The sequence below is a fragment of the Streptomyces sp. NPDC020845 genome, from assembly GCF_044334165.1.
In the GTDB taxonomy this organism is placed as follows: domain Bacteria; phylum Actinomycetota; class Actinomycetes; order Streptomycetales; family Streptomycetaceae; genus Streptomyces.
In genome coordinates, this window is sequence record NZ_JBIRSJ010000006.1 from 378,409 (window position 1) to 404,625 (window position 26,217).

At 71.9% G+C, this 26,217-nt stretch carries 14 protein-coding genes; 10 read left to right on the plus strand and 4 right to left on the minus strand.

What is annotated here, in order from left to right; genetic code table 11:
- Window positions 1-109: 109 nt before the first annotated feature.
- The 8 genes from ACH4U7_RS17455 to ACH4U7_RS17490 all read left to right on the plus strand — a co-directional run bounded on the left by ACH4U7_RS17455 (window position 110) and on the right by ACH4U7_RS17490 (window position 17,591).
- The gene (locus tag ACH4U7_RS17455; protein WP_398528765.1) at window positions 110-2,116 is read left to right on the plus strand and encodes an FAD/NAD(P)-binding protein; all 2,007 of its coding nucleotides are present in this window, start codon (window positions 110-112) and stop codon (window positions 2,114-2,116) included.
- Window positions 2,113-3,564: a 3-carboxy-cis,cis-muconate cycloisomerase gene (gene pcaB, locus ACH4U7_RS17460; RefSeq protein ID WP_398528766.1), complete on the plus strand. Its 1,452-nt coding sequence runs from the start codon at window positions 2,113-2,115 to the stop codon at window positions 3,562-3,564. The genes ACH4U7_RS17455 and pcaB overlap by 4 nt, the downstream gene beginning before the upstream one ends.
- 72 nt (window positions 3,565-3,636) lie before the next feature.
- A complete protein-coding gene (locus ACH4U7_RS17465; RefSeq protein WP_398528767.1) occupies window positions 3,637-5,052 on the plus strand; it encodes an MFS transporter in 1,416 nt (471 codons plus the stop codon).
- The gene (locus ACH4U7_RS17470; RefSeq protein ID WP_398528768.1) at window positions 5,042-6,493 is read left to right on the plus strand and encodes an FAD-dependent oxidoreductase; all 1,452 of its coding nucleotides are present in this window, start codon (window positions 5,042-5,044) and stop codon (window positions 6,491-6,493) included. The genes ACH4U7_RS17465 and ACH4U7_RS17470 overlap by 11 nt, the downstream gene beginning before the upstream one ends.
- The gene (locus ACH4U7_RS17475) at window positions 6,490-7,629 is read left to right on the plus strand and encodes a 3-oxoacyl-[acyl-carrier-protein] synthase III C-terminal domain-containing protein (protein ID WP_398528769.1); all 1,140 of its coding nucleotides are present in this window, start codon (window positions 6,490-6,492) and stop codon (window positions 7,627-7,629) included. The genes ACH4U7_RS17470 and ACH4U7_RS17475 overlap by 4 nt, the downstream gene beginning before the upstream one ends.
- Window positions 7,626-9,188 carry an AMP-binding protein gene (locus tag ACH4U7_RS17480; protein ID WP_398528770.1) on the plus strand — a complete coding sequence of 521 codons (1,563 nt, stop codon included), beginning with the start codon at window positions 7,626-7,628 and terminating at the stop codon, window positions 9,186-9,188. The genes ACH4U7_RS17475 and ACH4U7_RS17480 overlap by 4 nt, the downstream gene beginning before the upstream one ends.
- Before the next feature lie 17 nt (window positions 9,189-9,205).
- Window positions 9,206-17,023: an SDR family NAD(P)-dependent oxidoreductase gene (locus ACH4U7_RS17485; RefSeq protein ID WP_398528771.1), complete on the plus strand. Its 7,818-nt coding sequence runs from the start codon at window positions 9,206-9,208 to the stop codon at window positions 17,021-17,023.
- 37 nt (window positions 17,024-17,060) lie between these two features.
- A complete protein-coding gene (locus tag ACH4U7_RS17490; protein ID WP_398528772.1) occupies window positions 17,061-17,591 on the plus strand; it encodes a chorismate--pyruvate lyase family protein in 531 nt (176 codons plus the stop codon).
- A 9-nt stretch (window positions 17,592-17,600) separates the two neighbouring features.
- Here ACH4U7_RS17490 and ACH4U7_RS17495 read toward each other — a convergent pair whose 3' ends face one another.
- Complete coding sequence (locus ACH4U7_RS17495) at window positions 17,601-18,629, minus strand: pirin family protein (RefSeq protein WP_398528773.1); 1,029 nt, start codon at window positions 18,627-18,629, stop codon at window positions 17,601-17,603.
- A 160-nt stretch (window positions 18,630-18,789) separates the two neighbouring features.
- Between ACH4U7_RS17495 and ACH4U7_RS17500 the strand changes: the two genes are divergently transcribed.
- Window positions 18,790-19,299 (plus strand): carboxymuconolactone decarboxylase family protein, encoded by a 510-nt coding sequence (locus ACH4U7_RS17500; RefSeq protein ID WP_385617585.1) that lies wholly within the window; start codon window positions 18,790-18,792, stop codon window positions 19,297-19,299.
- 32 nt (window positions 19,300-19,331) lie between these two features.
- On the opposite strand, the gene ACH4U7_RS17505 is transcribed toward ACH4U7_RS17500, so the two are convergent.
- The 3 genes from ACH4U7_RS17505 to ACH4U7_RS17515 all read right to left on the minus strand — a co-directional run bounded on the left by ACH4U7_RS17505 (window position 19,332) and on the right by ACH4U7_RS17515 (window position 25,047).
- Complete coding sequence (locus ACH4U7_RS17505; protein ID WP_398528774.1) at window positions 19,332-20,336, minus strand: NAD-dependent epimerase/dehydratase family protein; 1,005 nt, start codon at window positions 20,334-20,336, stop codon at window positions 19,332-19,334.
- A 110-nt stretch (window positions 20,337-20,446) separates the two neighbouring features.
- On the minus strand, window positions 20,447-21,514 hold the full coding sequence (locus ACH4U7_RS17510; RefSeq protein WP_398528775.1) for a sulfotransferase: 1,068 nt from the start codon (window positions 21,512-21,514) through the stop codon (window positions 20,447-20,449).
- Between the two features lie 227 nt (window positions 21,515-21,741).
- Window positions 21,742-25,047: a GH92 family glycosyl hydrolase gene (locus ACH4U7_RS17515; RefSeq protein ID WP_398528776.1), complete on the minus strand. Its 3,306-nt coding sequence runs from the start codon at window positions 25,045-25,047 to the stop codon at window positions 21,742-21,744.
- Window positions 25,048-25,326: 279 nt separating this feature from the next.
- Here ACH4U7_RS17515 and ACH4U7_RS17520 point away from each other — a divergent pair, with 279 nt between their 5' ends.
- The gene (locus ACH4U7_RS17520; RefSeq protein ID WP_398528777.1) at window positions 25,327-26,205 is read left to right on the plus strand and encodes a GNAT family N-acetyltransferase; all 879 of its coding nucleotides are present in this window, start codon (window positions 25,327-25,329) and stop codon (window positions 26,203-26,205) included.
- Window positions 26,206-26,217 lie beyond the last annotated feature (12 nt).

A 26,217-nucleotide genomic window follows, 5' to 3' on the forward strand; every position in this document is an offset into this window, starting at 1 on the left:
CGCCCAGGACAACTCCCGGGCGGCGAGGCGGTGGAGTGTGCGCAGACGGCCGTCCACGCTCTGGGCTGCTGTCCGTCGGTTTGACGCAAGCAACCCATTGGAGAATGTGATGGCTGGCCGACGACTCGACATCTGCATCATCGGCATGGGGCCTCGAGGACTCTCGGTGCTGGAGAGAATCTGTGCCAACGCCCGGCACACGGGACCCGATACGCAGATCACCGTGCATGTCGTGGACCCCCACCCGGCGGGTGCGGGCAAGGTGTGGCGCACCGCCCAGTCGCGACACCTCTTGATGAACACCGTCGCCTCGCAGGTGACCATGTTCACCGACGACAGCGTGGACCTCGAAGGCCCGCTGGCGCCCGGTCCGAGCCTGTACGAATGGGCCAGGTTCCTCACGCTGATGGGGCCCTTCGACCGGTACCAGTACCGGCCCTTGATCCTTGAGGAGGCCGCCGCGCTGGGGCCGGACTCGTATCCGAGCCGGGCCTTCTACGGGCACTATCTGGAATGGGTGTTCCACCGCGTCGTGGGCGCGGCACCGGACCATGTCCTGGTCCAGGTCCACGAGGCACGCGCCGTCGCCCTGGACGACGCCGCTCCCCCGACGACAGCGGCCGGGGAGGACACCCGGACCGCGCAGCCCGGGGCCGGTGATCTGCAAACCGTGCAGCTGGACGACGGCAGCTGGCTCGACGGGCTGCACGCGGTGGTGCTCGCCCAGGGCCATCTGCCCACCGCCGCCACCGGACGCGAGGCCGCGCTGAGCCGGTTCGCGGCCGAGCGCGAGCTGCTGTACTTCCCACCGGCCAACCCGGCGGACGCGGATCTCGGCCAGGTGCGCCCGAAGGAGCTCGTCGCCCTGCTCGGTCTCGGCCTCTGCGCCTTCGACTACATCGCCCTGTTCACCGTGGGGCGCGGCGGGCGGTTCGAACGTGAGGAGGACGGCTCCCTCACCTATCTCGCGTCCGGCAACGAGCCGCGTCTGTACGCCGGTTCCCGGCGCGGCATCCCCTTCCACTCCCGGGGCGAGAACGAGAAGGGCCCGCATGGGCGGCACATTCCCGTCGTACTCACCCCCGAAGTGATCGACGGTCTGCGCGCCCGGGCCTCGAACGGTGGCATCGACTTTCGCCGCGACATATGGCCGCTGGTGGCGAAGGAGGTGGAGACGGTCTACTACACCACCTTTCTCGCCGCCGCACAGGGCGTACGGGCAGCCGAGGCATTCCGCAGACGCTATCTCGCCCTCCCCTGGGGCACGCCGGAGGAGACCCGGCTCCTGGACACCTTCGGCTTCCCCCGCGACCGCAGATGGGACTGGGAGCGGATCGCCCGCCCGTACGGCGACCGGCAGTTCACCAGCCCCACCGACTTCCGCGACTGGCTGCTGGACCATCTGCGCCAGGACATCGCCGAGGCGCGGGCGGGCAATGTCCGCGGTCCGCTGAAGGCCGCGCTGGATGTGCTGCGCGATCTGCGGAACGAGGTGCGGCTGCTGGTCGACCACCGGGGTCTCAGCGGACGCTCCCACCACCAGGACCTCGAACGGTGGTACACGCCGTTGAACGCCTTCCTCTCCATCGGCCCGCCCGTCCAGCGGATCGAGGAAGCCGTGGCCCTGATCGACGCGGGCCTGCTGGAGGTCCTGGGCCCCGATGTGACCGCGCACGCCGACGACGATGCCGGGGTCTTCGCCGTCAAAGCGGGGTCCGTACCGGGGTCCGAGGTGTGGACCACGGCCCTCGTCGACGCCCGGCTGCCCGATATCGACGTACGCAGGACCGCCGATCCCCTGCTGACGTATCTGCTGGTCAGCGGCGCGTGCCGACCGCACCGGATACCCAACCCCGACGGCACTGCCTACCAGACCGGCGGCCTGGACGTGACCGAGGGCCTTTTCCATCTGCTCGACGCGTCAGGCCGGCCGCATCCGAGGCGGTTCGCCTTCGGTGTGCCCACGGAAGCGGTGCACTGGGTGACCGCCGCGGGCATTCGTCCGGGCGTCAACTCGGTGACGCTCAGCGACGCCGATACGATCGCGCGGGCCGCACTCTCGCTGGCCACCGAGGTATCCGAGACGGAAACCGAGACCACGAAGGCCACGGTATGAGCGCGCAGGACGACCCCACTCCGGCCGTCGAATGCGGCCTGGACTCCGGACTGCTGTCCCCGGTGCGCGCGGGCGCGCCTGCGGAAGCCGCGACCTCCGACGAGGCATGGCTCCAGGCGCTGCTGGACGCGGAGGCGGGCCTGGTCCGGGCCCAGGCCCGGCTGGGTGTCGTGCCCGAGGATGCCGCCGCGGCCATCACCCGTACCGCGCAGGCCGGTCGGCTCGACCTCGTACGGCTGGCTCACCGCAGCCGCGGTGCCGCCAACCCGGTGGTGGCGTTGGTGGAGGAGCTGACCGCCGCCGTCGCCCTGACCGACCCGGACTCGGCCGAGTACGTCCATCGGGGCTCCACGAGCCAGGACATCATGGACAGCGCCGCGATGCTGGTCGCGCACCGGACCACGGGCCTGATCCTGGCCGACCTGGGCCGGGTGGCCGCGGCGCTGGCCCGGCTCGCCGAGGACCACCGGGACACCGCCATGCCGGGGCGCACCCTCGCGCTGCACGCGGTGCCCGTCACCTTCGGGCTGAAGGCGGCGGGCTGGCTGCAGGCCGTCCTGGAGGCCGGGGAGCGGCTGCGCGGGCTGCGCGCACAGCTGCCCGTTCAGCTCGGCGGTGCGGCGGGCACCCTGGCGGGCTATCTGGAGTACGCGCGCCTCGCGGAGTCGGGGTACGTCGCGGAGTCGGGGTACGTCGCGGGGTACGGGGACAGGCTCATCGCCGCCTTCGCCGCCGAGCTGGGGCTGGCCGAGCCGGTGCTGCCCTGGCATACGGCGCGCGCCCCCATCGCCCGGATCGGATCGGCACTCGCCGAGGTCACCGGCGCGCTCGGCAAACTCGCCGTGGACGTCCAGACGCTCTCCCGCACCGAGATCGCCGAGGTCGCCGAGCCGGCGGCGGCAGGCCGCGGAGTGTCGTCTGCGATGCCGCACAAGCGGAACCCGGCGCTGGCCACGCTCATTCGCTCCGCCGCCCTTCAAGTCCCCGCTCTGGCCATGGTGCTGGCGCAGGCCATGCTGGCCGAGGACGAGCGGCCCGCCGGGGTCTGGCACGCCGAGTGGCAGCCGATGCGCGAGTGTCTGCGGCTGGCGGGAGGCGCCGCGCACACCGCCGTCGAACTGGCCGAAGGGCTGAGCGTGCGCCCCGGGCGGATGCAGGACAACTTGGGGATGACCGGCAGTCTGCTGATCACCGAGCGGCTGGCCGCCGTGCTGGCGCCCGTGGTCGGCAAGGCCACGGCGAAGTCGATGATGAGCCGGGCCGCGGCGGAGACGACGCGCACCGGCAGACCGCTGAGCGCGGTCCTGCTGGACCTTCCCGATCTGGACGGCCACTTCGACGCGACCGAACTGGCCGAACTGCTCGACCCCGGCCGCTACACCGGTGCCGCCGGCGAACTCGTCGACCGGACCCTCGCCCACTACCGGGAGACCCGCCGGCCGGTCTGACGCCCCGACGCTCCCACAGTCCGGATCAACGCCCACGCACGCCCGTATCCGCACAGGCAAAGGGGTATCGCGATGTCTCGGCTCGACCCGGGATCCGGCACGGAAAACCGTGCGCAGATCCGCCGTGTCGTGCTGTCCGGCTGGCTCGGCAGCACGATCGAGTACTACGACTTCCTGCTCTACGGCACTGCCGCATCCCTCGTGTTCGACAAGCTCTTCTTCACCAACCTCTCCCCCGTGGCCGGGACGATCGCCTCCTTCGGCACCTTCGCCGTCGGCTATCTGGCCCGCCCCCTGGGCGGGGCGATCTTCGGTCACTTCGGGGACCGGCTCGGCCGCAAGGCGATGCTGGTGGTCTCGATGGCGATGATGGGCATCGCCAGCACGCTCATCGGCCTTCTCCCCACACATGACCAGGTCGGCAACCTGGCACCCACGCTCCTGATCGTGCTGCGGCTCATCCAGGGTGTCGCCGTCGGCGGTGAGTGGGGCGGGGCCGCGCTGCTCACCGCCGAGCACGCGTCGTCGCGCCGGCGCGGACTGCTGACCAGTCTGGTGCAGATGGGAGGGCCGGCCGGCACGGTGCTGTCCACGCTCGCCCTCATGCTGTTCTCCACCCTGCCCGACGACGAGTTCCTGTCCTGGGGCTGGCGGATCCCGTTCCTGCTGAGTGCAGCCCTGCTCACGATCGGCCTGTTCGTACGGCTGAAGGTGGCCGAGAGCCCGCTGTTCGCCGAGGTCCAGCGGAGCGAGTCCGTGGTGCGCAGACCGCTGGTCGAGATCCTGCGCAAGCCGGGGCCCCTGCTTCAGGCGTGCTTCGTGGTCTTCGGGGCCACCGTGTCCCAGGCCCTGACCAGTGTCTTCGCCATCAGCTTCGCGAAGGACGTGGGCTATGGGCGCACCGAGATCCTGATCGGCCAACTCGTCAACGGCGTTGCGGCGGCTATCGCGATACCGGTCTCCGCGGCCTGGTCCGACCGGGTCGGCCGGCGTCCGGTCCTGCTGGGCGCGGCGCTCACCCTCGGCGCCATGGCGTTCCCGGTCTTCGCCCTGATCAACACGGGGTCGCTGCCGCTGATGCTGATCGCGCTGGGAATCCTCGCGCCGCTGCCGATGGGCTCGCTGCTCGGCCCGGTGCCCGCGCTGTTCTCCGAGATGTTCGGCACCAGCACCCGCTACACCGGGGTGTCCATGGGCTACCAGCTGGCCGCCGTCGTCGGCGGCGGCCTCGCGCCGCTGATCGGAGCGCTTCTGCTGTCGGCCAACGGAGGCGACGACCCCTGGCTGGTCGCGCTGTACATGCTGGCCACCTGCCTGGTCAGCGCCACCGTGGTCTGGCACACCGCCGAGACCCGGGGACGGGATCTCGCGCTTGAGTCGACTGCTCCGCCGTTGGGAGAAAGTGTGGACAACGAGGCCAAGGCGGCAGTGCTCGCCGCTCCTTACAAGGCGCGTGGCGAGGTCGCGGGTGATCTCGATGCCCGGTAGCCAGGCTTGTCGCCACGCCGGCGAGGTGGCCATCGTCGGTGGCGGTATCGCGGGGGCCTGGCTGGCCTACCGACTGGCTCAGCGAGATGTGCCGACGGTGCTGATCTCCACGGAGGAGCATGCGCCGGCGACATCCCGGCAGTGGGCGTTCGGCCTGGTGGAACAGCGGGTTCTCGACTGTGCCACCGCGCCCGCGGCAGAAGTGTTCGCGGACGGCTCCGGCACCCAGGATCCGGGCTACGCCCCCATGATGGCCGAGTACTTCGCCGAGGAATTCGAGGAACTGAACCGGCTGGTGGAATACGGGCCCTTCGGTCCGTATCTGTACCCGCGCCTTGCCGAACCGGGTATTCATATGGGCGGCGGCGGCAGCGTGGTGGACGCGGTGCTGGCCCGGTTCGAGGCACTGGGCGGGACCACAATCCACGGCCGGGTGACCGATCTCGTCGTCGACGGTGACGTCTGTCTCGGCGTGCGTTATGAACACCATGGCGTGCCCGGCAGGATTCTGTGCACCCAATTGGTCTTCGCGTCGGGCGGGTTCTGCGGATTGTTCGCGGACGGGGTCGGCAGCAACACCGGGTATCTGCTGGGCACCTATGCGCGGCACGGCGGCCGTCTGGCCAGTCTCGAACTGTTCAACCGGTTCCCGCTGGGCCTCCCCGACCGCAACCGCCCCCTCTACCCCTCGGATTTCGACGGGGCGCCCCGGCTGCTGCGGGCCGGGGAACGGGCGGGCGAACTGGAGAAGGCGCTCGACGCGTACCAGGGAGACCGGTGCGACGTGGACGTCTTCGCGCACTACTGGACACGCAACCTCGATGTGCCGCACACCGTGGAGTTGGCGGACGGCTCGTTCCGGCTGGGGCCGGTCAGGGGATTCAGCATGGGGGGCATGGCGACGCGGTTGGCCCCCACCTTGCGGAACGTCCACGCCACCGGCGAATGCGCCTACGGCCTGGCCGTCGACTCGATTTCCGGTAAACCCTTCCCGTCGTTCCTCGCCAAGGGCCGTATGCTCGCCGACGCGCTGGCGCGACACTCGACCGGCGTCGCCGAGACCGACTTCGACTCCGGCGGGGCCCAGCCGGGTGCGGATGCGTCCTTGCGCCAGGAGACCCGGCACCGTCTGGACACCTTTCAGGACAGCAGATTCTCCACGGCCTCGGCCGAGGAATTCGCGCGGTGGTGCCGGAGTGAACGAGCGCGGCGCCGGACGGACGGCACGCCGGACAACGAAGACGTGGATCTGCTCATCCTGGCCGAGGCATACACACGGTCGACCCTGGCGCGCGGGGAGAGTCGCGGATTCTTCTTCCGCCCCGATCTGCCCACCGCCGATCACAGCCTGGACAACCAGGTGACCCTGGCCCATTACGACGCGGCCGACGACCGGATACACGTGACGCTCTCCCCCCGAGAAACAGGAGCGAGTGCATGACCGCCGTCACCGGAATCGATCCCCGACTCATCTCGATCGCCACCGAAATGCCTCGCCCCGAGTACTCGACCGAGGAATTACTCACGGCCGCCCGGGGGCACTGCTCCGACAAGCTCGCGGCGATGCTGGGCAGCCTGGGGGTGGAGAAGAGGCATTCAGTCCTCGCCAATTACACGGACGTCCTCTTCCAAGGTGCCGAACCGAAACTGGACACGCTCGCGGTCGACCTCGCGGTCGGCGCCGCCCGCAAATGTCTGGCCAAGGCCGATGTGCCGGTGGAGTCGATCGGCCTGGTGCTGGGCGTGAGCAGCACCCCCGGCCGACTGCTGCCCAGCCTGGTGTGCGATGTGTTCGCGCGGATGCCGGAACTGCCGCGGACCGCGGCAAATCTGAGCATCGAATACATGGGCTGCTCCGCGATGTCGAAGGTCGTCGATACGGCCCGTTGGTATCTGAGCTGCAATCCCGGCAAACGGGTCCTTGTCTGCTTCATGGAAGCGATCACACCGCTGTCCCCGGAGCTTCCGGGCTTCTACTCGCACTTCTCCGAGGTGGGCAAGGACGAGCACCAGGACACGGTGAACGTGCTGCACGGCTTTCTCTTCGCGGACGCGGCTGTGGCGATGCTGCTCGGCGCGGAGGGCGAGGGACCGTCGTTCGGGCCGGTGTCCAATCTGACGAACGAGCAGCCGGAGGACGCCGAACTCGGCACCGTCCCCGACGGCGGATCGGACATTCCGGTGGTGCACGGGCGGCGGGCCTACACGCTGGGCCCGGACGTCACTCCGCGCGGATCCTTCTACGCCCGGGAAACCGTCCGTATGGCGCTGGCCGACGAGTCCTGCACCCTGTCCGATCCCCGTGACGCCTCGGTGCTGCTTCTGCACACCGGCAGTGTGCGCATCCTGGACACCCTGTGCGAGCAGTTCGGCCATCCCAAGAACGCCGAATCCGTCGCCTCGTCGTACCGGGTGCTGCGCGACTACGGCAATACGCTGGGGTGTTCGGTCCCCCTGATGGTGGCCGACCCGGTGCACCGCCCGGCGGGACAGGGCCTTCTCGTGGCGTTCGGCCTCAGCTTCAGCTGCGGCGCGTTCACGATGACGGTTCCCGACGGCGGTTGGAGCCCCCGGTGACGGCCGTGGGGTGGAATGTCGACGCCGCCGTGGGGCAGCGGAACCTCGCCGACATCGTATGGGGAGCGGGGCAGGGCGACGGGGTCGCGCTGATCGAGCACCCGACCGGCCGGACCCACCGGTACCAGGATCTGCTGCTCGACAGCCGGCGGTTCGCCGCCGCCCTGCTGCGTCGGGGACTGCGCCCCGGCGAGAGTGTGGCGATCATCTGCGACAACAGCGGCGAATTCATCGCTTCCTACTACGGCACGCTGTGGGCCGGGGGCGTGGTCCTCCCCCTGGAGCCCCTGGGCAGCGGGAACGAGTGGCACATGGCGCTGGAGCACAGCCGCCCACGGTTCGCGGTCGTGACCGCCGCGGTGTGGCAGAAGCTCGAGGGGCAGGCCTTCGCGGACTCGTTCCAGCATGTCTTCGTCATCGGGGAAGGCGGCACACGGTCGGCGTCCCCCACGGTCGAAGCGGCCGACTGGGATCAGATGCTCGGCGCGGAGACAGATACCGCGGTGGCCGAGGGAGGCGGCCGGACGGCGGTGCTGGCCGCGTCCAGCGGCAGTTCGGGCATGCCCAAACAGATCGTGCTGACCCATCGCAACCTCGCCGCGAACATCCTCCAGGTCAACTACGTACACCGGCTGACGGCCGACGACGTGGTGCTGGGCATCACTCCGTTCCGGCATCTGTACGGGATGCAGATCTCGCTGAACCGCACCGTGCACGCACGCGGCACGCTGGTCTCCCTGGCCACGCCGTTCAGCGCCGAGAACCTGCTCGACGCCGTGCAGCGCCACCGCGTCACGGTCGCCTATGTGGTCCCCAGCGTGCTCGCCGAACTCGCCCGGTTCCCCGATATCGAGCGGTACGACACCTCCAGCCTGCGGATGCTGCACTCGGGCGGGGCACCGCTCCCCCTGGCGATCGCCGAGACCTGCGCACGCGTCCTGGGGGCCGAGGTCGTCCAGAGCTACGGCATGACCGAGGCCGGGGGCTGCACCCACGCTCCGCCCGACGGCAGCCCCAGCCCTCCGGGGTCGATCGGGGTCCCCATCCCGGGCACGCAGACGCGGTTCGTCGACCCCGACACCGGCCTCGACGTCGGAAACGGGGCAGCCGGCGAGATCTGGATCCGCGGTCCGCAGATCTCCCCGGGCTGCCTGCGGGGGCCGGACAGCATCGTCCCCGTGGCCGACGCCGACGGCTGGCTGCACACCGGTGACATCGGCCGCAGCGACGCGCGGGGGTACGTCACGATCACCGGTCGGTGCAAGCAACTGATCAAGTACAAGGGGCATCAGGTCGCGCCCGCCGAGCTCGAAGCGATCCTGCTCGGCCACCCGGATGTCGGCGACGCCGTCGTCGTGGGCGTACCGGACGAGGCCGTCGGAGAAATCCCCAAGGCATACGTGGCCCTCAGCGCTCCGGTCCCGCTCGACGAGGTGTTGGCGTATGTCGCGGAGCGGGTGGCGCCGTACAAGAAGATCCGGCGCATCGAAGCCGTGCCCCGCATCCCCAGGTCCCCCATGGGCAAGGTGCTGCGCGGCGCACTCGGGTCCGACCGGTGAACACCTCAGGAGCGAGCATGCGTTACACGCTTCCCTCACTGTTCGCCGCGGCCGCGGACGCCGCCGCGGACCAACCCGCGGTGTTCACCGACGACGGACACCGGACCTGGGCGCGGTGGCGTGCGGAGGCGGACGCGCTGACCCGCGGCCTCCAGGAGCTGGGCGTCGGGCGGGGTGACGTGGTCGCCGTGCACCTGCCCAACTGCTGGGAGTTCCTCACCGTCCACGTCGCCGTCGCCGCCACGGGGGCCGTGATGCTTCCGCTGCACATGGGCCTGGGGGTGAAGGAACTGCGCTCGCTGCTCGAACGCACCCGGGCCAGGACGCTGGTCCTCACCGCCGGCCACCAGGGCCTGCCGTGCGGTGAGTTCGTCCGGCGGCTTCTGGACGGATCGACGGCGCTCCAGCATGTGCTGGTCGCCGACGAGGCGGATGCCGATGGCGACGGGACCGGCGATGTGCTGTCCCTCGATGCGTTGGTGCGCCGGTGGCGGGGGACCGAGCCGCTGTCCGCGCAGGTCTCGCCGGAGGATCCTTTCGTGCTCCTCCCGTCCTCCGGTACGACCTCGCTCCGCCAGAAGATCTGCGTGCACACCCATGACGGCCTGCTGGCCAACGCCGCCGCCGTGGCCGCCGACGGCAAGGCGCTCGGCACCGACACGATCGTCAGCGGCAGCCCGTTCACCCATCTTTTCGGGCTCCTCTCGCTCCATCTCAGCCTGGTGACGCGGGGCAGGCAGACGCTGCTGCGCCGGTGGGACGTGTCGGACTTCCTCCGGTTGGCCGGGCAGAGCGAGCCGACCGTGCTCTTCGCCGTACCCGCGCAGCTGCGTGATGTCGTCTCCCGGCTGCGCTCGTCGGCCGACTCGGACGGAGCGGACAGACTGCGGCTGCGCGAGGTACGGGCCGCCGGCGCGGCCGTGCCCGCCACGCTGGTCGAGGACGCCCGGCGGCTGCTGGGCGCGCGGATGGTCACGCACTGGGGCATGTCCGAGTTGGGCGCGGGCCTGTACACCCGGCCCGATGACCCGCCGGAGGCGGCGACCGGCAGCATCGGCCGCCCGGTCTCCGGTGGCCGGGCGCGCGTGGTCGCGGCGGACGGCAGCCCGTGCGCCACGGGCGAAACCGGGGAACTCCAGTTCCGCGGGCCGTCCCTCTTCCAGGAGTACTTCGAGGACCCGGAGCTGACACGGAACGCGTTCACCGGCGACGGCTGGCTGCGGACCGGTGACCTGGCAAGCGTGAACGAGGACGGCACGATCGCCTTCCGGGGCCGCGACGCCGAGGTGATCAACGTCGGCGGGGTGAAGTTCAGCGCGGCGGAGATCGAGGCGCTGCTCGACGACCTGCCCGGTCTGGGGCTGCTCGCCGTCGTCGGCCGCCCGGACGACCGGCTCGGCGAGTATCCGTGCCTCGCCGTCACCTTGCGCGAGGGCGCATCCGTCACCTTGGACGAGATCACCGGGCATCTGGCCGCCAAGGGGGTGGCCGAGTACAAGGTCCCCGTCGAGCTGATCGTGCTCGACGACATGCCGTGCACCCCGACCGGAAAGATCGCCAAAAGCCGCCTCGCCACGATGCTCGACCACGAGGGAGCGGTTGAGCACACGCCGTGGGCCCGACGGGTCCTGGCGCTGCCCCCGTCCGACCGGCTCCAGCCGGCGCTGGACCTGGTGGCCGAACTCCTGTCCTCGGTGCTCGGGCGGTCCGACCGGATCGGCCCGGACCAGGTGTTCACGGAGTACGGCCTGAAGTCGCTGACCGCGGTCAGGCTGCGCGCCGCACTCGTCGAGGCCACCGGGCTCGATCTGCCGACGACCGTCGCCTTCGACCTGCCGACTCCGCATCTGCTGGCCCGGCATCTGACCGGCCTCCTCACCGGAGAGCGGCCCGAAGAGCGAGACGGGGATGGGGCCGAGGCCGGCGCCGCAGTCCTGTCGTGGTCCTCCGACGAGGAGGATCCGGTCGTCGTCGTGGGCATGGGGTGCCGGCTGCCGGGCGGTGGCGGGTCGCCCGAGGAGTTCTGGGACCTCCTGGCCGCCGGAGAGGAGGCGATCTCCGGGTTTCCCTCCGATCGCGGCTGGGATCTCGACCCGGATGCCTCGTTCACCTCTCGCGGTGGCTTCCTCCCGGCCGCCGCCTGGTTCGACTCCGACTTCTTCCGGATCGCCCCGCGGGAAGCCATGACGATGGATCCCCAGCAGCGGCTGCTGTTGGAGACGGCGTGGGAGGCGCTGGAACACGCCCGGATCGACCCCGACTCGCTCAAGGACAGCGAAACCGGGGTCTTCGTCGGCATGATGGCCTCCGACTACGTATCGCGCTGCGCCGGAACGGCCGAGGACGCCGACGGCGGCACGGTGACCGGAAACACCGGCGGCGTCGCATCCGGCCGGATCTCCTATGTGCTGGGGCTTCGCGGCCCGTCCCTCACCGTGGACACGGCGTGCTCCTCTTCGCTGGTGGCCCTGCACCTGGCGGCGCGCTCGCTGCGGGACGGTGAGTGCTCGCTGGCGCTGGTCGGCGGCGCGACGGTCATGTCGACCCCGGCCACCTTCACGGAGTTCACCCGGCAGCAGGCCCTCGCGGCCGACGGGCGGTGCAAGGCGTTCGCTGCCGCGGCCGATGGGACGGGCTTCTCGGAAGGGGTCGGGGTACTCGTCCTCGAACGCCTCTCCGACGCCCGCCGGACCGGCCATCGCGTACTCGGTGTCATCCGGGCCACGGCCGTCAACCAGGACGGCGCCTCGAACGGCCTGACCGCCCCCAACGGCCAGGCACAGCAACTGGTGATCCGCCGCGCCCTGGCGCAGGCCGGACTCCAGGGGGCCGACGTGGACGTGGTGGAGGCCCACGGCACGGGCACCAGGCTCGGCGACCCGATCGAGGCGCGGGCGATCCTGGCGGCCTACGGGGAAGACCGCGAAAGCCCGCTGCTGCTGGGCTCGGTGAAGTCGAACATCGGCCACACCCAGGCCGCAGCCGGCGTTCTCGGGACGATCAAGATGATCATGGCCTTGCGGCGCGGAATGGTGCCCAGGACCCTGCATGTGGACGAGCCCACCCCGCACGCGGACTGGACCGCGGGGGCGGTGCGCCTGGTCACCGACCCGGTGCCCTGGCCCAAGACCGGACGGCCGCGCCGTGCCGGTGTCTCCGCGTTCGGGATCAGCGGTACGAACGCCCACGTCATCGTCGAGCAGGCCCCACCGGATGACGAAACGGTGGCGGGGCAGGGAGCGGCCCTCGCCCGTCAGCCGGCCTCCGCGGTGCCACTGGTCCTCTCGGCAGCGACATCGCAGGCACTGAGCGACCAGGCCGCACGGGTGCTCGCCCTCCTGGAAGCGGGTGCCGCACCCGCGGATGTGGGCTACTCGCTGGCCGCCACACGCGCACGGCTCGACCATCGCGCCGTCGTGCGGGGCGCCGATCCGGCCGACCTGGCCGCGCTCGCCGCCGGGGCGCCCGGGGGCGCGGTGACCGGTCAGGCCGACCTGCGGGGCCGGACGGTGTTCGTCTTCCCCGGCCAGGGCACGCAATGGGTCGGCATGGGCATCGAACTGCTCGGCTCCTCCCCCGCCTTCGCCGCCTCGATGGCGGAGTGCGAGCGCGCCCTGGCCGAGTTCGTCGACTGGTCGTTGACCGATGTCCTCGGCGACGAGTCGGCCCTGCGCGGAGACGAAGTCGTCCAGCCCGCCCTCTTCGCGGTCATGGTCTCGCTGGCACGCCTGTGGCAGTGCCACGGCGTCGTGCCGGACGCGGTGGTCGGCCATTCGCAGGGGGAGATCGCGGCCGCTCACATCGCGGGCGTGCTGTCACTGCGCGACGCCGTCCGGGCGGTCGTCCGCCGCAGCACGCTCTGCTCCTCCCTGGCCGGTACCGGTCTGCTGCTGTCGGTCGAGTCGGCACATGACGTCGAGCAACGGATCTCCGGAATGCCGGGAGTGAGCGTCGCCGCGTACAACGGGCCCTCCTCCGTGGTCCTGGCGGGAGACACCGCGTCCGTCACCGCGCTGGCCGAGGAGTACCAGGCCGAGGGGGTACGGGCCCGGGTCATTCCGGTCCGCTACGCCTCGCACTCCGTCCACGTCGAGCCCATCCGTGACCGTCTGCTGGAAGAACTCGCCGACATCCGCCCGCAACCGGCGCGCATCCCCTGGTATTCGACGGTGACCGGCCGGGTGATGGCGGGCCCGGAGGCCGACGCCCGCTACTGGTACGACAACCTCCGCCAACCGGTGCGGTTCGCCCAGGCCGTGGAGACCCTGGCGTCAGCGGGGTTCAGCCACTTCGTCGAGGCCGGCCCCCGCCCCGTACTCGCCGCCGCGATCCACGAGACGGTGGGCGAATCCGGCCTGGCCCTGGCCACGTTGCGCCATGATCAGGGCGGCGCCGACCGGTTCGTGACATCGCTGGCAGAGGGGTACGTACGCGGGCTTGCCGTCGACTGGACGAGCCTGTTCGACGGCAGCGGAGCCCGCCATATCGACCTGCCCACCTACCCCTTCCAGCGCCGCCGCTACTGGGTCGACACGGCGGCGCGGTCGTCCGCGGCCGGACTCGGCCAGCGGACCGTCAACCACCCGCTGCTCGCGGCCCTCGTTGAGCAGCCCGCCCACGGAGCCGACGGCGGCGCGGTGTTCACCGGCCGGATCTCGCTGGCCGAGCACGCCTGGCTGGCCGACCACCGGATAGCCGGCACGGCGGTGCTCCCGGGCACGGCGCTGCTGGAGCTGGCGGCCCATATCGGGGACCACTTCGGCCGCGGGCGGGTGGAGGAGTTGATCCTCCAGGCCCCGCTGGCCATCCCCGACGACGTCGGTGTCCAGGTGCAGGTACGGGTGGGCGACACCTCGCCGGCGGAGCCGGGCGAGCGGCTGGCGCTGACCGTCCACGCGCGGAACGAGGGACAGGAGCCCTGGACGACCTGCGCGACTGGGGTGGTCACGCCGGACATGGAACCCCCCGGGGCCGCCGGGTTCGAGCCGGCCTCCTGGCCGCCCGCCGACGCACAGCCCGTGCCGCTGGACGCCGTGTACGCGCCTCTCGTCGAGGCCGGTGTGGTGCACGGGCCGGTCTTCCGCGGGCTGCGCGCGGTGTGGCGGCGGGGCAGCGAGCTGTACGCCGAAGTCACCCGGCCCGAGGACCTGCGGGACGGCCCGCTCCCCTTCGCCTTGCACCCCGCGCTGCTGGACGGAGCCCTTCACCCGACGGCGCTGGCCCACGACCACTCCGCCGGGCCCGCGCTGCCGTTCTGCTGGCGGGGCGTGAGCCTGTTCGCGACGGGGGCCACGGCGCTGCGGGTGCGCCTGTGGCCGGACGAGCGGACCGGTGGGACCGCCCTGGACATCGCCGACGACCGGGGTCTCCCGGTCGCCCGGGTGAACTCCCTGGTCACTCGCCGCCTGGCGGGCGGCCGTCTCCAGCAGGACACGGTCGCCCGGCAGTCGCTGTTCCGGATGGACTGGACAGCAGCCGCAGGCCGGTCGGCCGACGACCGCGAGGTGCTGGACGTGAGCGCCGAGCGGGACCCGCGGACCGCGCTCACCCGGGTGCTGACCGCGCTGCGGGACAAGGCGGCGCGAGGGGCCGGACTGGTGGTGCTGACCAGCCGTGCGGTGGCCACCGCGGACGGGGAGGACGTCGATCCCGCCCAGGCCGCCGTATGGGGCCTGGTCCGCTCGGCCCAGCGGGAGGACCCCGGACTCTTCCTCCTCGCCGATACCGACGACCCGGCGTCGTTCGAGCGGGCCGTGCCCCTCCGGGAGCCCGAATTCGCCGTCCGCTCCGGCTCAGTGCTGGTGCCCCGGCTGGCCCGGCAGGCGGCGGGCGGCGAACCGGTGACCGTGGACCCGGACGGCACCGTACTGATCACCGGCGGGACCGGGACGCTCGGCGGACTGCTGGCCAGGCACCTGGCCGACCGGTACAAGGTGCGCCATCTGCTGCTGGTCTCCCGGCAGGGGCCCGCCGCCCCCGGGGCGGCGGCGCTGCGCGAGGAGTTGGCCGCCGCCGACTGCCAGGTGGACATCGTCGCCTGCGACGTCGGCGACCGTGCCGCCCTCGCCGCCGTACTGGCCGGCGTCGACCCGGATCATCCGCTGACCGGTGTCGTCCACGCGGCGGCCGTGCTCGACGACGGCGTCATCGGCTCGCTGAGCGCGAAGCGGCTCGACGCGGTGCTGCGGGTGAAGGCCGATGCCGCCCGGCATCTCCACGAGCTCACCCGGGACCGCCCCCTGGACCTGTTCGTCCTCTTCTCCTCGGTCGCGGGCCTGCTCGGCAGTTCCGGCCAGGGCAACTACGGCGCGGCCAACGCCTATGTGGACGGGCTGGCGGCACACCGCAGGGCGCAGGGCCTGCCGGCCGTGTCCGTGGCCTGGGGCCTGTGGCAGCAGACCAGCGGTATGACCGGTGCGATGACGGACGCCGACCGGCACAGGCTCTCCCGGAGCGGTATCGGCGCCCTGGCCGACCAGGACGGGCTCGCGCTCTTCGACGCCGCCCTCACCGCCGGCCCGGCGCTGCTCGCGGCGGTGCGCGTCGACCTCACGGCGCTGCGGTCCGGCCTGCCGGCGCCGATCTGGCACGGCATCGTACGGCCCCCGAGCACACGGACCACGGCCGCCGCGGCCGGTACGGGGACGGGTGCCGGTGCCGAGACACCGGACTCGTTGCGCCGGCGGCTCGCCGGGCTCGACGAGGCCGAGCGGATACCGATCTTCCAGGAGCTGGTGCGGTCCCGTGCCGCCGCCGTGCTGGGCCATCGCGATGCGTCCGACGTGGATCTCCACCGTCCATTCCTGCAGAACGGATTCGATTCGCTCTCCGCGACCCAACTGCGCAACAGGCTCAACGAGGCCACCGGTCTGCGGCTGACCCCCATGACGGTGTTCGACGCCAAGACCCCCGCCGCACTCGCCGAGTGGCTGAGCGGCGCGATGAGCGGAGCAGCGGACCCGGGCCTCCGGTCGACGGATCCGCCGACGGCGGCACCGCACTCCGACCCCGGCTCCGACTCCGTCTGCCTGCTGATTCGGCGCGCGGCGGAGGAAGGGAAGACAGAGCGGGCCTTTCACCTCATGCGTGCGGTGGCGGACCTCAGACCGACGTTCGCCTCCGTCCCCGATCTCCAGCGGCTTCCCGCACCGACGGCCCTGGCCGAAGGGCCACCCGGCACCCGGCTGATCGCCCTGAGCTCGCCGATGGCGAACGGCGGGGTGCACCAACACGCACGGCTCGCCGCGCATTTCCAGAACTCCATGCCTGTCTCGGCGGTACCCCTGCCGGGATTCGCACCGGACGAGAGACTGCCCGAGACCTCTGAGGCGGCGGTCTCGGTGGCGGCCGAATGCGTACGGAAAGCCGCTGACGGCGATCCATTCGTCCTGCTGGGATATTCCTCGGGGGGAGCGCTGGCCTACGCCGTGGCCCGCCGTCTGGAGACGGAACACCAGGTCCGGCCCGCCGCGGTCGTCATGATCGACACATTCCGGCCCGGCGACGCCGCGGCCCCCGTCGGCTCCGTACTGCGCCGGATATTCGCCGATGGCCACGCCTTCGGCGGAATCACCGGCGACTCGCTGTCCGCCATGGGGCGCTGGCTCGCGGTGATGTCCGAGCTGAGCTTCGATCCGGTCGCCGCGCCGGTCCTGTTCGTCCAGGCCGAGCAGCCGCTGTCGGCGGATGACCCGGATACGGACCGCCGGCCGGCGGAGCCCTTCGAGCGGACACACGATCTCCGAACCGTACGGTCCGACCATTTCGCCATGGTCGGCACGGACTCGTCTCAGACCGCCCAGGTGATCCAGGAATGGCTCACATCCACACTCTGACCACACTGCACGGCTGCTCATGGAAAGGAGGTGGGTGGTGAAACTCTCATCGGTTTCACGTACTTTCAGCCCCGCGATAACCCGCATGCTCTTGGCCTCGGACGGTTCGACCACCTTGCTGCTCGAGGCGCTGACGGGTGGCGAGCTCACAATCGATGTCCTCTACCAGGGCAGGGCGTACGCCCGGGATTTTCCGCCGGAGATATCGGATTCCATCGGCGTCGGCACGGAATCCGAAATACTGGTCCGCCGGTCGCGGTTGCGGACCGCGACCGGGGAACCGATCTCCAAGAACCTCGTCGTGGCACGACGTGAGCACCAAAGCCCGATGCTGGGCCTGTTGAGCGACAGGCACGCGCCGCTGGGCCGCGGGCTGGTCTCACTCGGCCTGAGTCAGGCCCGTCACATCGTCGCGACAGGAGAGGACCGGTGGGACGAATCGCTGGACGGCGAGCCCTGCGCCTACAAGGCGTACGTCCTGGTCGAGCAAGGCAATCCCGTGTTGTACATCCACGAGAAATTCAACCCTTTGTACGTGCCGCTGAAGCAAGCGTCGTGCTGTGGCTAGGCTTATCCGTCAGCGCGCCTGACCCCGCGGTTTCAGCGGCGCATTCGGCAGCTCGGGCGCGGGCAGCCGGTCGCCGTCGTACCCCGTCACCTCGCCGAAGCGCGAGCCCGTCATCCAGTCCTCGCGGGCCTGCGCGATGTCCTCGTGCGACCGCCCGATGAAGTTCCACCACATCACGATCCGCTCCCCGAACGGCGTCCCGCCGAGCAGCACCATCCGGGCGGTGGAGTCCGTGGTGTTCGTCAGCTCGAGCGTCCCGTTCCCGGGGGCGAGGTAGCCGAGTTCGGCGGGGCGCAGGAGCGTATCGGCCATGCGGACCTCACCGCGGTCCACGAGGAGGCCGTGCTCGAAGCTCGTGTCGATGGTCAGGCAGACCGTGGCGTGCGGCTCGAGGATGATCTCGGCGCCCAGCAGGGGGCTGAAGGTGGGCACCGGTGAGGTGTCGCCCGCGAGGGAGCCGAGGAAGACCCTGGCCTCGCCCACGGGCCCGTCCGCGACCGCTCCGCCCTCGGCCGCCCCGTCCCCGGCCGCCCGGTTTCCGGGCAGGGCGATGGGGCTCGGCACATAGTGCTGGAAGTCACGGTCGGTGTGCCGGTGTGCCTCGGGCAGCGCCACCCACAGCTGTACGCCGTGCAGGATCGTGGTCCGGGCGGTGGAGACCTCGGAGTGGCTGATCCCGTGGCCGCCGGTCATCAGGTTCAGCTCGCCCGGCCGTACGAAGGCGTGGCTGCCCAGGCTGTCGCGGTGCTCGATCTCCCCGCTGAACAGCCAGCTCACCGTCTGCAGACCGGTGTGCGGATGCGGGGCGACGTCCATCCCGCCGCTGACGGAGACGTCGTCGGGGCCGTAGTGGTCCGCGAAGCACCAGGCGCCGATCAGCGACCTGGCCCGCTGTGGCAGGGTGCGTCGTACGGTCATCGCGCGCGGGCCGCCCAGCGGGACGTCGCGCGGGGTCAGCACTTCCACGCGCGGGGCGGCGTCTCCCTCGGGGGAGACACCGCAGCGCTGCACGGCGGGCTGGGTCTCGGTGTTGCTCATGGCGCGACGCCTCCCAAGCGGGCGATAGTTGTACGCTCAACAATAATAACGATGATAGATCGACACCTCGGTGAGGTGCGCAACATACCGGAAGCGGCCGACGCGGCCCGGTGAAGGAGTGCAGGTGACGGACACGGCAGCGACCTCCGCGGCGACCTCGATCGACAAGGCGGCCTCCGCCGGGGGGCGGGGGAAGCGGATCTTCGTCGACAAGCAGAGCCCGCAGGCCTATGGCGCGCTGGTGCAGACCGCCGAGGCGGTCCGGGAGACCGCCGCCGAGGCCGGGCTCGACCGGACGCTCGTGGAGCTGGTCAATCTGCGCGTGTCCCAGATCAACCGCTGTGCCTTCTGCCTGAACCTGCACACCAAGGCCGCGCTGCGGGCCGGTGAGACGACACAGCGCCTGGGCGTGCTGGCCGCGTGGCGCGACACCGAGGTGTTCACCGCGCGGGAGCGGGCCGCGCTCGGCCTCGCCGAGGCGACCACCACCCCCGCGGACGCCGCCGCGCAGGAGGCGGCCTACGGCGAGGCGCGCCAGGTGCTGTCCGACGACGAGATCTCGGCGGTGATCTGGGTGGCGATCGCCATGAACGCGTTCAACCGGGTCTCGATCATGAGCAAGCACCCCGTACGCCCGGTCCCGGGGCCGCGGCAGACGCCCTCCGCCTAGCCTCCACGGGCGGCGCAGTCGGCCGGACACCCCTATGCGTGTCCGGCCGCCCTCAGCAGCTTCGCCTCCCGCTCCGGGTCGAGGCCCACCGGCGGGCGGTCCGGGCGGTGGGGTGCCGGGCCGCCCAGCTGTCGCAGCCACTCCCAGGTGGCGGCCACGGTCTCGGCTACGGGACGGCAGTGCAGGCCCGCGGCGAGCGCCCGGGACACGTCCGCGCCGTACATCGCGTCGCACAGCTCCCCCGGTGGCAGCCACACCGGCAGCTCGGTCCACGGCTCGACACCGGCCGCCAGGACCGCCTCCGGGTCCGTCCAGCACAGCTCGGCGTCCGACCCGGTGACGGCCGCGCACGCCTCCAGCAGTTCGCCGAAGGTCGTCTGCCCCAGCGGGCTCACCAGGTCGTACGGGCCGCCGAGACCGCGCTCGGCCGCGTCCAGCACCCAGATGGCCAGGTCGCGGACGTCGATGTACTGCAGCGCCAGCTCGCGCGGCCCCGGCGCCAGGACCGGGCCGCCCTGGGAGATGCGCGTCAGCCACCAGGGCAGCCGGCCGACGTTCTCGTACGGGCCCAGGATCAGCCCCGCCCGGGCCAGCAGCGCCCGCTCGCCGAACGCCGCCTGCGCCGCCAGCTCCCCGCCCCGCTTGGCCTGGGCGTACTCAACCTCGCCCGCGTCCGGCGACGCCTCCACCACCGGGCCGTCCTCGTCGAGCCCGGCCGGGGCGGGGTAGGCGTAGACGGACCGGCTGGAGATGTAGACGTAACTCCCGGCGCGCCCGGCCAGCAGCCGGGCCGCGTCGCGCACGGCGGACGGCGCGCCCGACCAGGTGTCGACGACGACGTCCCACTCCCCCGCCCCGGGCGCCTCCAGGGCCGCCAGGCCGCCCACGGCACTCCGGTCGCCCCGCAGGGCGGCCACGCCCGGCGGCGGGTCGTGGCGTCCGCGGTGGAACGCCGTCACCTGCCAGTCGCGCGTCAGCGCCTCCTCGGCGATGGCGCGCCCCACGAATTCCGTACCGCCCAGCAGCAGAAGTCTCATGACGGTGACTCTGCCCGCCGGGTGGCGCCGGCGGAATCGCCGCATGCTGTGAGCAGAATCGCTGTGGGCGGAATCCCCGCGGGGAGCGAATCCCGCGGAGAGCCGGAGCGCTACGCCCCCGCCAGGACCGTGCGCAGCGCCTCGGTGCCCGGGGCGCAGGACTTCCGCAAGGCGGACAGCTCGTCCGGGGGGAGGCGGAGGGCGGAGCCGCGCCGGCCGTGGTCGAGCGTGGCCTCGGCCACCGTCAGCCACTCCTCCGTGGGCTCGACGCCGACGAACTCCGCCAGCCGGGTCAGCTCGGACCGGGGCGCGTCGAGCAGTCCCTCGTAGGACAGGGCCGTACGGGAGCCCTCCGGGACCCGTGACAGCGCCGTCAGGCCCCGGCTGATCAGGCGCGACCACATCTCGCCGAACCGGGCGACCGGCACGGGCGCCGCCATCAGCAGCGCGGGGTCGAACCGTTCGGCGAACAGCCCCGCGAGGTCCGGCGGCAGGGTCTTCAGGTGCTGGTCGGTGAGCCGGGGCACCAGCGGGCCCGCCCCGGACGCGCTCCTGGCGTCCATGGTGCGCAGGATCATCCGGAAGCCGGGGTGGCGGCTCATCGACAGCGCGCAGTCCGGCCCGTCCCGGAACATATGGACGAACCGCGCCTCGGGAAACGCCTCCCGGATCCAGGGCACCCAGTTCAGCGAGCCACCGGAGCGCTCGACGACCACACCGCCGCCGAACCGGTCGGCCAGCAGCTCGAACAGCGCCTCGTAGTGCCGGGCGACGGGGCGGCCGGGCCAGGCCGAGACGCGCGGCGCGAGCTCGTCGAAGAGCGCGTCCGGGTCGTCGGTGAGATGCGGCAGGACCATCATGCACAGGGCGGGGATGCCGGTGGTCTCGGCCGAGAAGCGGCCGGGGCGCCGGGGGTAGAGGAATTCCGGCGACGGGGTGCCGCTGCGGATCATCCGGTCGAAGTCCTCGTTCGGCCGGGTGATGAGCTGCCAGAAATCCGCGCCGGCCAGGACCCGCCCGGGCAGCGGATGACGGTGGGGCTCCGCGCCGAGGGAGGTGAACAGCTCGTTGACGCTGAGGATGCCGGGGTGCAGGTTCAGGACGTGCGACAGCGCGGTCGAGCCGCTGCGTCCGGTGCCGACGACGAACGTCAGGGGCCGCGTGCTGATGTGGTCCACCTCCGGTGTTGGCCTGCCGTCGCGGGAGGGCGGTACGGCGGGGCGGGCGGTACGGCGATACGGGTGGCGGCCGTCGCGCGGGCGGCCGCCGGGCAGCGATCAAGTAAAGGGCGTGGCGTCGCCGGGGCGCAAGGGCGTTGCCGGGACTGGGTGTTCACCGGCCGGGTGGGCCGGTGAACACCCCGTACGTCCCGTACACCCCGCCTCGAAGCCTCGACGCCCGGCCGTCAGCCGCGGGCGATCGCGAAGACGTGGAGGTCCGCGTTGTCCGGCAGCGTGACGCTCTTGATCGTCTTGCCGTCCGGCGCCCGGAACGCCTTCGTCGCGAAGATGTAGGCGTCCACGACGTCCTTGTCCCCGCCGCTGATGTTGCGGTACGGGGTCCTGGCGACGGTCACGTTGCCGTACTGGACCGTCCCTCCGCCGCCGCCCACCGTCCAGTCGGTGAAGGACAGCTCGGCGCTGTCCGAACTGCCGTCGGTGTAGGTGATCTTGGCGGTGGTCTCCTGGTTGCCGTTGACCGCGCTGCCGACGAACGACAGGGCGGTGGATGCCGGCAGGTCGATGGTCTGGCCGTCGGCCGAGGCGTTGTCGGGGCGGCCGGCGGGCGAGCCGGGCCAGGTGAACTCCAGGCCCTGGACGGTGCCCCGGGCGCCCGGCGCGAGACCGGCCTCGGTCAGGGCCTGGCGCGAATAGCTCCAGCCGCCGCCGTCGTAGTCGCCCTCGTCGTGCTCGCCCGCGTCGTCGGTGGCACCGACGTTGTTGTACGCGGCGAGCAGACTGCCGGGCCCGGCGACGGTCACCGTGACCGGCTGGACGACGTCCGTGCCCTCGCCGGTCACCGTCACCTTGGCGTCGTAGAAGCCCTCGGCGGTGTCCTTCCCCGCGCGCAGGGTGATCTCGGCCGTGCCGTCGGGTCCCACCGTCCCGGAGGCGGGCGAGGCGGTGAGCCCGTCCGGAGCGTCGGCGGTGAAGCGCACCTCGGGGCGGTCACCGTCGCGGACGGGGACGGCGGCCACCTTCACCGTCAGGCTCTCGCCGGGCGCGACGGTGCCGGTGGTGGGCCCCACGCCGATCTGGTACGGCTGCTCGCCGTCACGGAACGACGGGGGCGCGTCGGCCGCGGCCGAGCCCCAGGAACGGTTGGGCGCCTCGCCGAGGGCGTACTCCAGCGTGCCGCCGCGCCTGACGAACGACTCCGGCAGCCAGGGCCGGCCGCTCGCCCGGCCGTCGACCTTCAGCGACTGGACGTACGGCGCGTCCGGCGCCGCCTGCGGGGCCCGGATGGAGATGTCACGGCCGCCGCGCTCGATCTCCACGCGCGGGAACAGCGGGGAGGCCAGCACCAGTTCGGCGCGGGAGGGGACCTGCGGATACATGCCGAGGGCGGAGAACACGTACCAGGACGACATCTCGCCGAGGTCGTCGTTGCCGGGGATGCCGCCGGGCTCGGTGCTCCACAGCTGCCGCATCGCCGCGCGGACGGTCTCCTGGGTCTTGTACGGCGCTCCGGCGTAGGCGTACAGATACGGCACGTTGATCGACGGCTCGTTGTCCAGTTCGGCCTTCTCGCCGCCCGCGCCGGTGAGCGCCCAGCCGCCGTCGGCGTCGTGGAAGAAGGAGTCCAGGCGCTTGACCGCGGCGTCCCTGCCGCCCAGGGCGGCGAACAGGCCCGCCGGGTTGTGCTGCACCATCCAGGTGTACTGGGCGCTGGTGCCCTCGACGAAGCCGTTGCCGGTGGCCGGGGTGAAGCCGGTGACCCAGCTGCCGTCCGCCTTGCGGTTGGCCATGTATCCGCCGGTGTCCGGATCGGCGGCCGCGTTGAAGTTGTTCTGCCACCACTGGGCGCGGGCCGCGAAGGTGCGGGCGGTGTCCGGCTCCCCCGCCGCCTCGGCGAGCTGCGAGATCGCGAAGTCCGCGCCGGACATCTCCAGGGTCTCGGCCGCGCCGCCCCAGGCGTTGGAGACGGACGGCATGTAGCGCAGCTTCAGATACTTGTCGAGGGAGGGCCGCTGGCCCACCGACATGATCGGCTTGCCGTCCGGTCTTGTGTCCTTCTCCGTCGGCACGGTGGCGGCCTGGACCAGCGAGTCGAGGGCGCCGTCGAGGTCGAAGCGGGTGCCGCCGAAGGCCCGGATCCCGGCGAGGGCGGCGGCCGACGGGTCGCCGTTCATGACATGGGTGCCGGAGGAGTTGTGGATCCACCGGTCCCATACGCCGCCGTTCTGGCGCGCGAAGTTCAGCAGCGACTGCGCGATGTCGGAGCCCCGGCCGGGGTCGAGGAGCGTGAGCAGCTGAACCTGGGAGCGGTAGACGTCCCAGCCGGAGAAGGTGCCGTACTGGGCCCGGTGGCCCGGGGTCACCGAGTGGACCTCGCCGTCGCTGCCCCGGTAGCGGCCGTCGGTGTCGCTGATGACGTTGGGGTGCAGCAGCGAGTGGTAGAGCGCGGTGTAGAACGTGGTGCGGTCCGTGTCCGAGCCGCCGCCGACCCTGATGTCGGCCAGCCGGCGGCGCCAGGCGTCGTACGCGGCGTCGCGCACCTGCCCGAAGCCGCGCCCCGGCGGGTTCTCGGCGGCCAGGTTGGCCTTGGCGCCCGCCTGGCCGACGTAGCTGATGCCGACCTTGACCCCGACCCGGCGGGTGCCGTCGGGGAAGCGGAGGTAGCCGCCGGAGCCCTTCCCGGCGACGGGGCGGCCGTCGGTGCCGTACCCACCCGTGCCGCCCTCGGCGGTCGTGGTGCCGGGGCGCAGCCGGTCGTCCTGCCAGGTGCCGTGGGCGGTGAACGCGGTGTCGAAGGTGGCGGTGAAGTGGAGTGTGTAGTAGCTGCGGCGCCCTTCAGGGTCGAGGTAGCCGCAGAAGTTGCCGCTGGTGACCGAGCCGGAGACGGTGCGGTGCGCCGGGTCGATCGTGATGTCCGCGTCCGTGCTGCCGACTTCGGACGCGGAGGTGCGGATCAGCAGCGAGGCCGCCTTGCCCTCGGGGTAGGTGAAGCGGGCGGACCCGGTGCGGGCGGTGGCGGTCAGATCGGCTCCGGCGCCGGAGGCGAGGGTGACCTGGTACCGGCCGGGCCGGACGGTCTCGTCCTCGTGCCGGAAGTCGGACGCGTACACCTCGTCCTTGGTGTCCGCGGCGGGGGACGAGGTGACCTCGCCCGGGAAGGGGAGGAACGGAATGTCGCCGGAGCCGCCCGCGCACCCGGTGCCGGACATGTGAGTGAGGCTGAAGCCCCGGATGCGGGTCGCGTCGTACTGGTAGCCGCCGGGGGCGGCGGTGCGGGTGGCGTTGCCGCGGGTGTTCTCGGGGCTCCAGGAGAGCATGCCGAAGGGGACGACGGCGCCGGGATAGGTGTTTCCGCCGTTGCGGCTGCCGATGAGCGGATCGACGTAGGCGGCGGGGTCCTTGACGAGTTCGGCCGCCGCCGCGGTCGGCTTGGTGGTCGGCGCGGCCGTCGCGGGGGCGGCGGTCAGCGCGGACGCGAGCAGTCCGGCGGTCAGGGCCACGGCCGCCAGGGCGGCCGGGGGTCTTGAGGGCATCGCGGTCCCATCTTTCGCGCAGGGCCGCGTTCACCAGGTCGAGCAAGCCGCAGGGACCGTACCGCACGGGGCGCGTCGGCCGTAAGGGCGCCTCAGGCCGGTTGGCCCGCTCGAACTGCCATCGGTGGACGGGCACTTGACAGCGCGGGCCGGTTGGCGGCGTACTGATCCCTAGAGCCCCTTTGACAACGTTGTCGCGTTCGTGGGTCGACCAAGCCACGTCCACACAACCGACAACACGCTTCGCGCGCCCGCCAACCCGCCCGCCATCATGGACACATGATTGTCCGCCAGCTACGCGACACCGAGGAGGACGCCGAGGCGGTACGGACCGTGGCCACCGCCGCTTTCGGCGCCTCCCGCGCCCTCCCCGGCGAGACCGACGAGGAGTGGCCGCCGCGCCGCATCGCCTCCGTGCACGGCCGCAACCGGCACCTCGCCCGCACCGACCCGGGCGGCTGCTGGCTCGCCGTGGACGACGACGGGATGCCGGTCGGCGCGGCGCTGTCCCACAGACGGGAGGGCACCTGGGGTCTTGCGCTGTTCGCGGTGCTGCCGCGGGCGCAGGGGCGCGGCCTGGGCCGGGAGCTGCTGGCGGCGGCGCTCGCGTACGGGCGGGCGTGTCTGCGCGGGATCATCGTCGGCTCCGAGGACCCGCGGGCGGCCGCCACGTACCGGCAGGCGGGTTTCACCCTGCACCCGGCCATCCGCATGCGCGGAATCGTCAACAAGGAGCGGCTTCCGGCGCCGGACGGGGCGGTCTTCGAGGGCGGGCCCAGGCAGCGGGACATGATGGACTCCGTGGACCGCCGCACCCGGGGCGGGGCACACGGCCCCGACCACGAGCTGCTGCTGCGCCAGTGCCGGCTGTTCGTCTCGGACGACCTGGCGGGCAGCGGATACTGCTACGTCGGCGACGACGGCAAGGTCGAACTGCTGGCCGCGACCTCCCGACGGCTGGCCACACGGCTGCTGACCGCCGCGCTGCTCAGCCTCCCCGAGGGCACCGAGGCCCGGGTGCCGAGCCTGACGGCCGAGCAGGAGTGGGCGGTGGACGTGGGTCTGGCGGCGGGGCTCGAGCTGTACACCCGGGGCTATGTGTGCCTGCGCGGGATGCGGCCGCCGACTCCGTACATCCCGTCCAGCACCTTTCTCTGATGTACATGTCAG